A 13,173-nucleotide genomic window follows, 5' to 3' on the forward strand; every position below is an offset into this window, starting at 1 on the left:
ATGAAACCCCGAATCGAGCCTGACCGTCAACGAAACCCCGAACTTCCGCTTGCCGTCAACGAAACCCCGAACGGCGCGGAGGGTCGCCCTCCCCTGTTGCCGGTTCGCTATCCCGATCCCGATCTGTTCATTTGCGATGTTCTCGACGCCATCCCCAAGGATGACATGGCCTCGATGGAGCATCCGATTTTCTCGCTCGCGACCAAGCCCGATCGGCGCGTGTTCCGCTACGAGCATAACGGCAACAAGCTCGAAATCGTCCCCAGCGTCAAAGGGCTGGCGACGATCCACGACAAGGATATTCTGATCTACTGCATCTCCCAGCTCATCGGGAAGATGAACCAGGGCGAGCGGCCGAGCCGCACCTTGCACCTCACGGCGCGCGATCTGCTAGTGTGGACCAACCGGCAAACCGATGGCGACGGCTATGACCGACTGCGGAGCGCGTTCGAGCGCCTGTCGGGGACGCGGATCACCACGAACATCAAGGCCGATGGCGAGGAAATCACCGAAGGGTTCGGCCTCATCAACGAATGGCGGATCGTGCGGCAAACCCGCTCCGGCCAAATGTCGGAAATCAAGGTCACGCTCTCCGATTGGCTGTTCAAGATGGTCGAGGGGCGCAGTGTCCTGACGCTGCACCGCGACTATTTCCGTCTCCGCAAGCCGCTCGAACGGCGCATCTACGAGCTGGCGCGCAAGCATTGCGGCGCGCAGGAAAAATGGTCGATCTCGGTCGAAACGCTACAGAAAAAGACTGGCGCGAGTAGCCATCTGCGCGTGTTCCGCTCGATGCTGCGCGATCTCGTCGCGCACGATCATCTGCCCGACTATGCCGTGGAAATGAACGGCGATACGGTCACGTTCCGCAATCGCGAGGCGCTGGATACGGTCGAGGCGATCGAGGCGGAACCCGAACGGCCCTATATCGACCCCGAAGGCTTCCACGACGCCAAGAGCGTTGCGCCTGGCTATGACGTGTATGCGCTCTATGACCAATGGGTGTCATGGTGGATCGACAGCGGACGGCCGGAACTGAAAAGCCCCCGCGCCGCCTTCATCGGCTTCTGCCGCAACAAGCACAAGACCGCCCCCTTGCGCTAGTATAGGCGTATACAGCTATACACCTATACTAGCTGGTGATGCGCCCCCTCCCCTTCTTCACGAACAGGTCGTCCAGCGCCTCGCCTAGCAGGCTTTGAACGGTCGTCCCTTCCTCGGCCGCGATAATACGAAGCTGTGTGCTGACCTCCGGGGGGAAATGCCCGCCAATCAACTTGGTCCCCTGTCGGCCGCTCGGCGGGGCCTTGCGGGACACGTCTACCGGCTCGATCGCCGGCGCTGGTGCCGGGGCCGCGTCTCCGTCCGCCTTGGCGCGGTTCAGCACCGCTTGCAGACTGTTTCCGCCCTTCGCCATCACGCCGCCTCCGCTTCATTGTATAGGCGTATAGTTGTATACTCGTATAGCCGGTGGATTTCGTCGGCCGCTGGTCCGTGCGGCTCGAACTCCTGCACGGCCTGGCCTGCGGCTTGGGCGCGGAAAAAGGCTTTGCGGTTGCCGATCGTCACCGGGCAAACCGTCGCGCCCAGCTCCGCCACGGCCTGAATCGCATCGCCGGTTTCCTGACCTTGTGGGGGCACGAAGGTAAGGACCACGGCAAAGGCGCGGTCGAGCTGGCGCACAACGTCGAGCGTGTGCGTCATGCTCATGGTGTCGAATACGGCCGTCTTGGTCGGGATCAGGATGAAATCGGCTTGGCGCGCTGCCTCATAGGCCACGTCGCGCGCGACCGCCGCCCCGTCGATCACGACAAGATCGGTGCCGGCATCCTCGCAGGCTTTGAGCATGGCGGGCAGGCGCACCGGCTGAATCGACGCCACGGCGGGCGTGTCGAGCTGGCGCACGTCTTTCCAGAACGAGGCCGTCGCCTGCGGGTCCAGGTCGATGATCGCAGCGACCTTGCCGGCCTGCTCGGCCGCGACCGCCAGACAGGTGGCGAGCGTCGTTTTCCCGACGCCCCCTTTCTGTGAGAGAATGGCGAGAACCTTCATGCTACACTCCTACACGTATAGTCCTATACTTGTATACGCGGTGAACCGAGAGGGAAAGCCCTATCGTCGCTGAAATGACGATAGGGCGGCGCTGAATCTGAACTGACGAAAGCGCGGCGCATCATTCCTCCGGCTCGGCCTCGTCATCGTCCAGCGGCTCATGCTGCATCTGGCCGTGATCCTCGATCGGGCAAAGCGGCGCTCCGGCCAGCTCCAACCATTTGCGCGCGGTCCTGACGGTATAGCCGCACGTCGCGCACTCGCATTTGAGCATCCGGGTTTTCTGCTTCTTGGGCGCGGTCGACTCTCCATCCGTATCAAGGCGGGCATGGGGGAGGGGGCCGACGCTCTCCAAGATCGGCGCGATGGCCGCAAGGAACGCCTCGCCGGGGGTGGTGGCGCGCATCGGCCCGACTAGGCCCAGCCCAAGGGCGGCCCGTTTAAACGCCTTCCCATGCCCTGCCGGGATGCCGACTGCGGCATGGACCAGCTCATGCGCGAGGATGGCCGCGATCTGCGCCGGCATGGCGTCGGGCGCGTGCGCCAGGTCGGGCCGGATGAAGATTTCAAAATGGCCGTCCGCGCTCAAGCGATTATCCCAGCACTCGCCGATCGCCTTGGCCTTCGCGCCTCTGCTGGTGAAGCCGATCGCCACGCGCACGCGGTCGGGCAGGGGGGCGTCCAGCGCCTCGAACAGCGGAGCCATGCCCTGCGCCACCGCATTGAGCCAGCTTTCACGGGTTTGGTGGGTCATCGTCCTTACTCCCTTCAAATCGCCTGTCCGGCGATGGCCATGCCATCGGCCGGAACACGGACGCCCAAGAACGCCGGCGGGAGAGGGGGGCAGCGGGATTCGATGGGGGTGGAGCGGCCGCAGCGCAGCGAGGCACGGCCCCGTCTAATCCCGTTGCGGGGGAGAGAAGGCCGGGACCGGCTTTCCCCCACAAGGCAGACGACGCGCCGGCGAACGCCGGCACCTTGGCTAGCGAGATCCGCTTGCGATCTCGCCCCCGCCATGTGGGTCGTCACCTTGGGCCAAGACCGCTTGCGGGCTTGGGGAGCGCAGCGAGTAGGGCCACGGTGCCGCGCAGCGGCAGGCGCAAATCCCAGCCTCCGAACGCCCAAGGCGAAGGAGCTTGAATTAATGTCTCCGTTTTGATACACCCAGCCTCATGAAGCCGGTAGAGTGGTTGGGAAGTAGCAAGGCCGATGTTCGCGCCTTCCCCGAAGATGCGCGAACAGATGCCGGTTGGCAGCTTGAGCTTGTCCAACGCGGCGACGATCCCGACGACTGGAAGCCCATGAAAACCGTGGGGCAAGGCGTTCGGGAAATTCGCATCCGGGAAGCGTCGGGCGCGTTCCGGGTGATCTATCTGGCGACGTTGGAAGACCGGGTTCTGGTGCTTCATGCGTTCCAGAAAAAGACGCAGGCAACGGCAAAGAAAGACCTCGAACTCGCGGCGCAAAGGTTGAAACGATGGAAGGCGGAGCAATGACATCGGAAATCTATGAGAACGTGTGGGACGCGCTCGCTGATACCGAGCAGGAGGCCGCGAACCTGAAACTGCGCTCGTCCTTGCTGTATGAAATCCGCAAGGTGGTGCAGGGCTGGAATGTCTCACAGGACGAAGCGGGCAAGCGGCTTGGGCTGACACGGCCCCGGACCAATGATCTGCTGCGCGGCAAGCTGGCCAAGTTCTCCCTGGATGCGCTCGTCAACATTGCAGCGTCGGCCCATCTGCACGTCGAGTTGACGCTGAAAGAAGCGGCCTGAGCGACGGGCAAAATGGCAGGCCATCGCCCGTTTCGCGATCTTGTGGCTGATCGCATGAAGGATTGGAGTCCAGAGCGCCGCGCCCAGTATGAGGCGCGCAAGGCGCAGTTCGAGGCCGAAATGGCGGCGACGGCCGAGCTGACCGGCCAAGCCGCGACGCGCGCGGCGATCGAGGAACTGGAAGCGGGGAAGGGGGCACGCTTCCCCAGCGTCGATGCGCTTATGACGGATTTGCATGATGGCGATTGATCGGCCGCGCAAAGGGGAAACGGCTGCGGAGTTTTTCAGGCGGCGTTCCAAAGGCTCCACATTGGATGGTCTTGACCGCATCTTGGCCAAGGTGCCCGATCGGCCTCCCGAACCCGGCGACGAATTGCCCGAAGGCTGGACGCCCGATCGGCTCCGGGACAACCGGCTATGAGGGCGATTTTCATCCGCCACGGCCAAAGCACCGGCAACGCCGGCGTGCCCTGCGATGATCTCGGCGCGATCGAGCTGACGGAGCTGGGCCAGGAACAGGCGCGCGAAGTCGCGGCGAGCTGGACGCAAGCGCCCGCGCTCATCGTCACGTCGCCCTATACGCGCACCCGGCAGACGGCCGCGCCGACGATCGCGCGCTTTCCCGGCGTGCCGGTCGAAGTGTGGCCGATCGAAGAGTTCACCTATCTGCAACCGGCGCGCTGGAACGGCACGCGCAGCGCGGAGCGGATGCCGCACCTCGAACGCTATTGGAGCGCGGCCGATCCTGATTATTGCGACGGGGAAGGGGCGGAGAGCTTCGCCACCCTGCTACGGCGCTGCGAGGCCGCGCTGGCGCGGCTCGCCGCCATGCCGGCTGCATCGCTGGTCTATGTGTTCGGGCATGGGCAGTTCATCCAGGCCGCGCGCGCGATCGTCGCTGACGCCCATCTGGACGAACGGGCCAAGATGCGGGCGTTCTGGCGCAAGGGCGAGCCGCCCGCGATCGCCAACGCGCAGCGGGTAGGATTTCATTGGGAAGGTGGCCGCTGGTCCTGTGCGCCGGCGCTGGCCGGCACGGCCTAAAACTGCGCGGAAAGCCGGGGCCACAAAGCCTGAAAATCTGCTTGCAGCGTCGCCCAGCTCGCGGAGTCCAGAAACTCGCCCTGGTCGTTATCTTCAAGCCGGTGATATTGCATGACGGCCGCCTCGGCTTCGGCCTGGTGCGCCGCAAGCCATGCCTCCATCTCGCGCACGATCTCATGCTGTTCCGGCCTCAACAGCTTCGGATTGACGTAGGTTCGCACAACGAAATTCGTCGGGGTGGGGTAAAAGACGGTGTGATTCCGCATACAATATTTGTTGAAGGTCACATGGCCGCCTGAATTGTCGATCTTTGGTTCGGCCTGGAAGCGACCGAGTAGCAGGCCGCCGGCGAACGGTATGGCGAGCGGCGATCCGTTCGCCGGCTCTGTTGCAAAAATCGTGAAGCTTGAGCATGCTTGGCGGAGATTGGACGGACGGAACGATGACGGATTTCAAGTGGCGCCATTTCCAGGGTGATGTGATCCTGTGGGCGGTGCGCTGGTATTGTCGCTATCCGATCAGCTATCGCGACCTTGAGGAAATGCTGGCGGAACGCGGCATTTCGGTCGACCATACGACGATCTATCGCTGGGTCCAGTGCTACGCCCCGGAGATGGAGAAGCGGCTGCGCTGGTTCTGGCGGCGTGGCTTTGATCCGAGCTGGCGCCTGGATGAAACCTACGTCAAGGTGCGGGGCAAGTGGACCTACCTGTACCGGGCAGTCGACAAGCGGGGCGACACGATCGATTTCTACCTGAGGGCATCGCGTGGAAGGTACGCCAGACAACGCTAAGCGAGAACATTTCAAGAACCGTATGATGGCCGTTACCGCCGGAGGTCGCTAAGCCCCAGTTCTTCCCACATCCATGTAAAGTCATAGGTGCCCATCGGATCGGCGGTGCCCGATTTTGCCGCGCCATTTTCGATATATTTGAGCCAGTCGGCTACCTTTACCCGCCCCGCCTTTGTACAGGCCAGAACGCGTGGCGTCTTGTGGCTGAGGGCTGGGACCGGCTCATCGAGCGTTTTCGTATATTCACGGGTCAGCATATCGTGAACGATGCGCTCCATTTCATGCGGTGGAATATCCAGCGCCTCGTCCTGTGGCGTGCGGGCGGCATCGTCGGCCATAACCTGATCGAGCGTCCGGATTTCGGCCATAGGCGCGCTCACGCAATCACCAAGCCATTCGCCCATCTGGGTAATTGCTCGCTCCGCGCGGGCGGCACTGTTTACCTCGACGATCAGCTTGCGCCCTGCCAGTTCCACATTGGCAAAAACCGGCGTGCCGTCATCCATGGTCGTGACGAAGGCCCGCTTGCCTTTGGTCGCTTGCGGCTTCTTGTTCTTCGTCGCTGGTGCCAGCCAGTTCCAGAAACTGTCGCTGGCAGGTTCCAGCCATTGTGCCGCGTTCAGCCTTCGGATCAGGCTCTTGCCGACCACGCCTTTCGCCAGCGGAAAAACGATACGGTGGAACACCAGGTCATCGCCGTCGGCGTTGACCATATCCGGCGCGCTGCCGGGCATGGCCTTGCCCAGACAGTCGAGCAGCCACATGTTCGTGAACATCGGTCCCGATGCTCCCAGAAGCGCGTCCCGATCGGACGGGTCCAATTCCGCAGTGTCCTGAGTTTCGTCGGCAAGTCGGGAAAATGCATCGACCACTCGCACGGCGCCCTCAGCGCTGAACGGCAACAGCGCTCCGGAAATGCCATGGCGCCCGTTCACGTCGACAACCCTTGCGGCGATCTTGTCCCAGTTGACCAGGGTCTGGGTTGCACCGTGTTCGCGCACCGTCACCGGAGCAACGTCGCGCAGCAGATCGCGCAAGGTCATCGACTGACCAGGCACGACTTCGCTGACCTCATAGAGCGACATGACCGTATCGCGTAACGCGCGCATATAGGCCTTGTTCGGCGCCTTCTCGTTCCAGCCTCGGCGCTTGAGATAGTCATCGACCAGATTGCGACCGTCAGGTTCCAGTTCCTGTGTCAGCAGATCTTCAAAGGCGCAGCCCCATAGCGGCCCTTGCCAATGATCACCGATGATCTCGAATATGGCGTCGGGTTCGAGGCCGGTCGCTTCACATGCCGGACCGAGATGCGCGGACAGCATTTCATCCATCGCCTCGTCCCACGGAGCACGATCCGCATATTTCATCAGCCCGGACAGATCGTGAGCAGATTTCAATCTGGACATTCAGGCAGGCCTTTCCACGCCAAGGCGGCGCATTTCGCGATAGATGGTGGATCTGCCGATGCCGAGTTGCCGTGCTGCCTCTGTCGGCGAGATACGGGCTTCGACCAGTTTGATGGCCGCATCCACCTTGGACATGTCGAGCGGCTGACGGCCAGGCTGCTTGCCCTTGGCGCGTGCAGCGGCGATCCCATCGCGGGTCCGCTCAGAGATTAGCCGCCGCTCGAAATGGGCGATAGCTCCGAACGGCTCTGTTGCAAAAATCGTGAAGCTTGAGCATGCTTGGCGGAGATTGGACGGACGGAACGATGACGGATTTCAAGTGGCGCCATTTCCAGGGTGATGTGATCCTGTGGGCGGTGCGCTGGTATTGTCGCTATCCGATCAGCTATCGCGACCTTGAGGAAATGCTGGCGGAACGCGGCATTTCGGTCGACCATACGACGATCTATCGCTGGGTCCAGTGCTACGCCCCGGAGATGGAGAAGCGGCTGCGCTGGTTCTGGCGGCGTGGCTTTGATCCGAGCTGGCGCCTGGATGAAACCTACGTCAAGGTGCGGGGCAAGTGGACCTACCTGTACCGGGCAGTCGACAAGCGGGGCGACACGATCGATTTCTACCTGTCGCCGACCCGCAGCGCCAAGGCAGCGAAGCGGTTCCTGGGCAAGGCCCTGCGAGGCCTGAAGCACTGGGAAAAGCCTGCCACGCTCAATACCGACAAAGCGCCGAGCTATGGTGCAGCGATCACCGAATTGAAGCGCGAAGGAAAGCTGGACCGGGAGACGGCCCACCGGCAGGTGAAGTATCTCAATAACGTGATCGAGGCCGATCACGGAAAGCTCAAGATACTGATCAAGCCGGTGCGCGGTTTCAAATCGATCCCCACGGCCTATGCCACGATCAAGGGATTCGAAGTCATGCGAGCCCTGCGCAAAGGACAGGCTCGCCCCTGGTGCCTGCAGCCCGGCATCAGGGGCGAGGTGCGCCTTGTGGAGAGAGCTTTTGGCATTGGGCCCTCGGCGCTGACGGAGGCCATGGGCATGCTCAACCACCATTTCGCAGCAGCCGCCTGATCGGCGCAGAGCGACAGCCTACCTCTGACTGCCGCCAATCTTTGCAACAGAGCCCCGCCGGTCAAGATCCTGCGCTGCAACGATGAGAACTGCTACGACGTCGGCGAGCAGACGCTCTCGGTGCCCGCGTCTTCCGCGCTGCGGCCGCGGATCGCGACGATGATCCGGTCGATGAGCGACAAGATTCGCTCGGACACGCCGCTCGATGCCGCCGAGAAGCAGCTCCTCAATCTCGCAACCGTGCCGATCTACAAGATTCTTAGCGTGCAGGCCTATGCGCATTACGCGCTGACGCAGGGCGAGATCGAGACGCTCTCCGAGATCGTCGCCGTCGACCTTTTGTCGGCCATGCTTGACAACATGCTCGACCGGGTCGAGCAGGCGAAAGTCCATTACCAGACCTTCGACCAGGAGACGGCGGCGCAGTGGAAGCAGCAGATTGCCGCAACACGTGCGAAGTTCAGTCAGCGCGATGTCAGGCTGAACAACAAGCTGCAGGTCACGATGCAGATCATCAATCGCAGCGTCATGCTGGAATCGACGCTCCAGAATTCGATGTCACCGGGGATGGCCGCTGCGCTGAATTTCTCGCGCGGGCTCAATGCCCAGGGGTTGAACTAGGCGGCTGAACTAGACGCAGGGGCAGGCCAATGCTTGAGGTCTTTACGGTTGGGGGCGGCGAATATCTCGTAAACATCTTCAACGCGGTCGCAGCCTGGTCGGGGGGAGGGGGTTATCGTTCGCTCATCCGCGTCGTCATGGTCATGGGCCTCATCTATTCATTGCTTGTGGTCGCTTTCACGCTGAACTGGAAGGCCTGGATGAACTGGTTCCTCCAGGCGACGGCAATATACCTGTGCCTGATGGTCCCGACGATCGACATCAAGGTCACCGATCGCATCAACCCGAGCCTCGCGCCGGCGACAGTCGACAATGTCCCGCTGGGGCTAGGGGTCCTCGCCAGCTTCACGACACAGATCGGTGACTGGCTGACGCGGACGGCCGAGACGGTCTTCGCCATGCCGAGCGAACTCAACTATAGCACCAATGGCATGGTCTATGGCGCGCGCCTGTTCGATGCGACGCGCAACTTCATCATCCGTGATGCGGAGTTCTCGACCAATCTCGAAAACCACTTCAAGAACTGCCTGTTCGGCGACGTCATGCTCTATCAGAAATCGCTCACCAATCTGGCGACGGCGACCGATCTCTGGGCCGCCGTTGGGCCGGGGTCGGAGGCGCGGTCACAGCAGTGGCTCGAGCGCCAGGGCGACGGGACGGTCAACAGTTTCATCATCACCTGCAGGCAAGCCTATCAGGCGCTGGACGCGCAGTGGGGGCCGATGATCGAGGCGAACACGCCTCTCTGGGGGAAAGAGGTCTATCCCAAGCTGAGCAACGCTCTGGCGGCGGACAAGCTCAAGCATGACGTGCCCATCGTCAGCGCGGCATTCACGGGCTCGGGAGGAGGCTATGCGGAGGTGATGCGCCAGAACACGGCAATCAACGCTTTCATGCAGGCCCGCAATGCGATGTCGGGCGGGACCGGCGCGGCGTCAATCGACACATTCGCGCAGACCCGCGCCGATATTCAGGCCCGCAACACCTATAATTCGATTGCCCAGCAGGCGATGGCGTGGGTGCCGATCCTCAATATCGTGCTGACGGTGGTCTTCTTCGCGATGTTCCCGATCGTGTTCCCATTGTTCCTGATGCCGCAGACCGGGATTTCGACGCTAAAGGGCTATACGACGGGTTTCTTCTATCTTGCCGCCTGGGGTCCGCTTTACGTCATTCTTCACATGATCTGCATGACGCGGGCGACGTCGGCGGCGACGGGCGTTGCCGGCGGCGGCGTGTCGCTCGCGAGCTATGCCGGGATAGGTGCCGTCAACGGCGAGACCGCGACGATCGCCGGTTTCATGCTCATGAGCGTGCCGTTCCTTGCCGCGGGCCTCGCACGCGGCGCGATGTCGATCGCCGGACACTCCATGTCCATGCTGGCGCCTGCCCAGAATGCGGCCGAGGCGGCCGCGCTCGAGCAGACCACCGGAAACTATTCCTATGGGAATGTCAGCTGGGCGAATGCGACGTCGAACATGCGCCAGGCTGATCAGTGGACCACCGCTCCAACATACATGGGCGGTGGGGCGAGCTTCGGTTGGCGTCAGGACAATGGTGCGATGGTGACGGGCTTCGGCAATGGGCAAGAGGTCTATGATACATCCGCGGCGATTTCGCGGCTTGCTTTCACGCCGACCATGACATCTGGATCGGTGGCTGAATGGCGCGAGATGGCCAGCGAGGCCCATCGTCAGGCGCGCGCTTATGAAAATGCGGCCAACGAGGTCCTGACGGCGACCCATGCCAACCGCAGCGCGTTCGGTACCTCGACCGAACACAGCCGAGGGTGGGATTCGAGCAGCGGCAGCCAGGCAAATAGCTCGGTCGAGCAGTTCGATCGGCGCACGGGAAGCAGCTCGCAGGGTATCGAGGAACGTTCGACGATTTCCCAGAGCGAGCGGGTGTCGGGACGACACGACCGGCAAGCCCAGATTTCCGATCAGGTCAGCGGGACCATCGGCGCGGGCGCCGGCGGGCGCGGCAAAGGCGGAGGAGGTGGTAGAGGGCTACCAGGCATTAGCGGCAGTGTTTCCAAGTCGGGTAGTCAGATGGACACCATGAACTGGACCACCGATGATTCCCGGAGCAGCGAGAACGGGAATACATCGTCGAGTGGTGTCCGGGACGAGCATGCGAATGGAATGGGTGCCTCGATGTCGGAGGGCACCTATGTGCGCAGCGGCGTCTTCGCTCGGGCGGCGACGACGGACTCTTCTTCGATGAGCACCGAGGATTCGCTGGCACTCGCCAAATCCTATTCGGAAACCGCGCGCCGGCTTGATGAGCTGTCGCAGCAGCTCTCGCGGGATGCGAGCTATGCCGAGACGCACGGCATGCAATTGAGCGAGAATCTGAGCCAGGATCTCGCTCAATGGTACCGCCAGCAGCAGGTCGCGAACCCTGGGCTTGACGCGCCCGAGTTGTGGGCAACCGATCTGACGGCTCAGCAGCGGGCGGTCCGGCAGGAGATGATCACGCGCTGGATGGCGGACAAGCAGGCCTCGATCCGGGGCGAGATTGAAGGGCGGTTGCAGGCTCCCGATCTGGTCGATGTACACCGCCCCTCGGTCGACAGTGCGGCCGATGTGCGGGCGGCGTATCGGCCGCGGGGCCTGGGCGGCCTGCCTGCGGGGCCGGGAAAGGGGCAACCCTCAGAAGCGGCGGAGATCATCAACGCGGGCAAGGCAGAACTCGAAGGCGCACGCGCCGCTGCGCAGACCATGCGTGGGCAGCGCGTCCAGGGTGCGGCCGAGGTGCAGGGCGAAGTGAGCCGCGGCCGGGATCACGGTTTTTTCCATGATCCCAAGCTACGCGAATGATATTGCTCAGATGAACAGGAAGAAATAGCCGATAAAGCCCGCCATCAGAAGATAGGCCAAGGCATAGCCAATTCTGCTACCGAGAGTTGGATTACCCTCATCATCGGTAATCATCTCGATATCGGGGAATTCTTCCTCGACATGCGTACAATTCGGCGTACCCGAAGCCTTCGTACGATTGTACGTTTCGACATCGAATTTTACGAAGGTGACCATGGCATTGATATATCTATCACAACCTCTGCCGCCTCACAACCGAGCCCGCTGGTTTCGGGCGGACTTCGCGTCATCGATCGGCGTCGAGATGGTCATCGGGAACGGCGAGAATATCCCCATCGGGTATCCATGATCGATAACGAGCGCTTTCATAAATCAGAAATGGCGCATAAAATGATCGATAGAAAGGCGTTTATCGATCATGCTCTGGAACTGGCAACTCTCCGATTGGACCCAATTCACCTTCGATGAGGCCCGGTTGCGCGATGCGGAGACGCGGTTCCTCAGGGGCGCCGGTGTCGTCGTCGGATCGATGCATCACCTTGATGGGGAAGCCCGTCATGGGATCGTGGTTGAGCTGATCTCGCAGGAAATGGTCGACAGTTCGGCCATTGAGGGCGAGATTTTGGATCGTATCAGCGTCCAATCCTCCATCGCGCGCCAGCTCGGCTTTGCGGCGGACAGGCGGCGGTCCAACCCGGCTGAGGCTGGGGCAGCCGAACTGATGGCTGACCTCTATCGGCGCTATGCGGAGTCGTTGACCGACCGGCTTCTGTTCGACTGGCACAAGATGTTGATGAACGGGCGACGCGATCTGGCCGGCATCGGCACTTATCGGACCCGTGCCGATCCGATGCAGATCGTGTCGGGCGCGCTGCATGCGCCGCGCATTCATTTCGAGGCGCCGCCGTCCGACCGGGTGCCGGACGAGATGGCGCGGTTCATTGCCTGGTTCAACGATAGCTCGCCTCAGGGCGGCAAACCCTTGGCGGCGATCACACGTGCAGCGATCGCCCATCTCTGGTTCGAGACGATCCACCCCTTCGAAGATGGCAACGGCCGGCTTGGCCGCGCCCTTGCGGAAAAAGCGCTGGCGCAAAGCCTGGAGGCGCCGACGCTCACTGCGCTGGCGGCCACCATCAACCGCCACAAGAAAGCCTATTATATCCAGCTCCATCGGGCCAGCCAGACCAACCAGATCGACGCCTGGATGGTGTGGTTTGCCGACATCGTGCTGGAGGCGCATGGGCGTACGATAGAGAGCATCCGGTTCCTCATTGAGAAGACCCGCCTGCTTGATCGTCTGCGCGGCAGGATCAATGCGCGCCAGGAAAAGGCGCTGATCCGCATGATGGCGGAAGGGCCGGATGGCTTCGTCGGGGGACTCAGCGCCCATAATTATCGCACGATCACCGAAGCTGCCTCGGCGACGGCGACGCGTGATCTGGCGGAGTTGGTCGAACTGGGCGCGCTGGAGCGGGTCGGCGAGCGACGCTACACGCGCTACCATTTGACAATAGCCAACAGAAAAGACGCCGACAGCACGGACGGGTATGGCACCCGACCCTTACAATCCGGGTGAGGCCGGCGCCGG

Annotated in this window: 15 protein-coding genes and 3 pseudogenes; 11 read left to right on the plus strand and 7 right to left on the minus strand. The window is 62.2% G+C overall.

Features of this window, described 5'->3' with window-relative positions:
- Positions 1-1,104 (plus strand): replication initiator protein A, encoded by a 1,104-nt coding sequence (locus G432_RS21360; RefSeq protein ID WP_004213366.1) that lies wholly within the window; start codon positions 1-3, stop codon positions 1,102-1,104.
- 28 nt (positions 1,105-1,132) lie between these two features.
- On the opposite strand, the gene G432_RS21365 is transcribed toward G432_RS21360, so the two are convergent.
- From G432_RS21365 to G432_RS21375, 3 genes are all read right to left on the minus strand, one after another.
- Positions 1,133-1,417 (minus strand): ribbon-helix-helix domain-containing protein, encoded by a 285-nt coding sequence (locus G432_RS21365; protein ID WP_013038654.1) that lies wholly within the window; start codon positions 1,415-1,417, stop codon positions 1,133-1,135.
- Positions 1,417-2,052, minus strand: coding sequence for a nucleotide-binding protein (locus tag G432_RS21370; RefSeq protein ID WP_004213364.1), 636 nt, complete (start codon positions 2,050-2,052; stop codon positions 1,417-1,419). The genes G432_RS21365 and G432_RS21370 overlap by 1 nt, the downstream gene beginning before the upstream one ends.
- Before the next feature lie 121 nt (positions 2,053-2,173).
- A complete protein-coding gene (locus tag G432_RS21375) occupies positions 2,174-2,806 on the minus strand; it encodes a transcription elongation protein SprT (protein ID WP_013038655.1) in 633 nt (210 codons plus the stop codon).
- A 418-nt stretch (positions 2,807-3,224) separates the two neighbouring features.
- Here G432_RS21375 and G432_RS21380 point away from each other — a divergent pair, with 418 nt between their 5' ends.
- The 5 genes from G432_RS21380 to G432_RS21395 are packed head-to-tail and all read left to right on the plus strand — an operon-like array spanning position 3,225 to position 4,870.
- Complete coding sequence (locus tag G432_RS21380) at positions 3,225-3,548, plus strand: type II toxin-antitoxin system RelE/ParE family toxin (RefSeq protein ID WP_013038657.1); 324 nt, start codon at positions 3,225-3,227, stop codon at positions 3,546-3,548.
- Positions 3,545-3,826, plus strand: coding sequence for a helix-turn-helix domain-containing protein (locus G432_RS21385; RefSeq protein ID WP_013038658.1), 282 nt, complete (start codon positions 3,545-3,547; stop codon positions 3,824-3,826). The genes G432_RS21380 and G432_RS21385 overlap by 4 nt, the downstream gene beginning before the upstream one ends.
- A gap of 54 nt (positions 3,827-3,880) precedes the next feature.
- Complete coding sequence (locus G432_RS21390; protein ID WP_021223634.1) at positions 3,881-4,075, plus strand: hypothetical protein; 195 nt, start codon at positions 3,881-3,883, stop codon at positions 4,073-4,075.
- Positions 4,062-4,247, plus strand: a complete 186-nt coding sequence (locus G432_RS22950; protein ID WP_020818094.1) for a hypothetical protein — start codon at positions 4,062-4,064, stop codon at positions 4,245-4,247. The genes G432_RS21390 and G432_RS22950 overlap by 14 nt, the downstream gene beginning before the upstream one ends.
- A complete protein-coding gene (locus G432_RS21395) occupies positions 4,244-4,870 on the plus strand; it encodes a histidine phosphatase family protein (protein WP_013038661.1) in 627 nt (208 codons plus the stop codon). Before G432_RS22950 ends, G432_RS21395 begins: the two co-directional genes overlap by 4 nt.
- Here G432_RS21395 and G432_RS21400 read toward each other — a convergent pair.
- Positions 4,867-5,157: a hypothetical protein gene (locus tag G432_RS21400; protein WP_015449382.1), complete on the minus strand. Its 291-nt coding sequence runs from the start codon at positions 5,155-5,157 to the stop codon at positions 4,867-4,869. The genes G432_RS21395 and G432_RS21400 overlap by 4 nt on opposite strands.
- Before the next feature lie 155 nt (positions 5,158-5,312).
- On the opposite strand from G432_RS21400, the pseudogene G432_RS21405 reads away from it, so the two are divergent.
- Positions 5,313-5,660, plus strand: a pseudogene (locus tag G432_RS21405) (IS6 family transposase); the annotation flags it as partial.
- Positions 5,661-5,695: 35 nt separating this feature from the next.
- On the opposite strand, the gene G432_RS21410 reads toward G432_RS21405, so the two are convergent.
- Positions 5,696-7,069: a hypothetical protein gene (locus G432_RS21410; RefSeq protein WP_015449384.1), complete on the minus strand. Its 1,374-nt coding sequence runs from the start codon at positions 7,067-7,069 to the stop codon at positions 5,696-5,698.
- Positions 7,070-7,312: pseudogene (locus tag G432_RS22955) on the minus strand (helix-turn-helix domain-containing protein); the annotation flags it as partial. It lies immediately after the preceding gene.
- A gap of 62 nt (positions 7,313-7,374) precedes the next feature.
- Here G432_RS22955 and G432_RS21415 point away from each other — a divergent pair.
- From G432_RS21415 to G432_RS21425, 3 genes and pseudogenes are all read left to right on the plus strand, one after another.
- The gene (locus tag G432_RS21415) at positions 7,375-8,139 is read left to right on the plus strand and encodes an IS6-like element IS6100 family transposase (protein WP_001389365.1); all 765 of its coding nucleotides are present in this window, start codon (positions 7,375-7,377) and stop codon (positions 8,137-8,139) included.
- A 51-nt stretch (positions 8,140-8,190) separates the two neighbouring features.
- Positions 8,191-8,760, plus strand: a pseudogene (locus G432_RS21420) (conjugal transfer protein TraH); the annotation flags it as partial.
- 29 nt (positions 8,761-8,789) lie between these two features.
- Positions 8,790-11,582 (plus strand): conjugal transfer protein TraG N-terminal domain-containing protein, encoded by a 2,793-nt coding sequence (locus G432_RS21425; protein WP_015449387.1) that lies wholly within the window; start codon positions 8,790-8,792, stop codon positions 11,580-11,582.
- Positions 11,583-11,588: 6 nt separating this feature from the next.
- Here the strand turns inward: G432_RS21425 and G432_RS21430 are convergent, their stop codons facing one another.
- On the minus strand, positions 11,589-11,798 hold the full coding sequence (locus tag G432_RS21430) for a hypothetical protein (RefSeq protein ID WP_041865653.1): 210 nt from the start codon (positions 11,796-11,798) through the stop codon (positions 11,589-11,591).
- Between the two features lie 202 nt (positions 11,799-12,000).
- Here G432_RS21430 and G432_RS21435 point away from each other — a divergent pair, with 202 nt between their 5' ends.
- Positions 12,001-13,161 carry a Fic family protein gene (locus G432_RS21435; protein WP_015449388.1) on the plus strand — a complete coding sequence of 387 codons (1,161 nt, stop codon included), beginning with the start codon at positions 12,001-12,003 and terminating at the stop codon, positions 13,159-13,161.
- Positions 13,162-13,173 lie beyond the last annotated feature (12 nt).

It is taken from the genome of Sphingomonas sp. MM-1 (genome assembly GCF_000347675.2).
Lineage (GTDB): Bacteria > Pseudomonadota > Alphaproteobacteria > Sphingomonadales > Sphingomonadaceae > Sphingomonas_E > Sphingomonas_E fennica.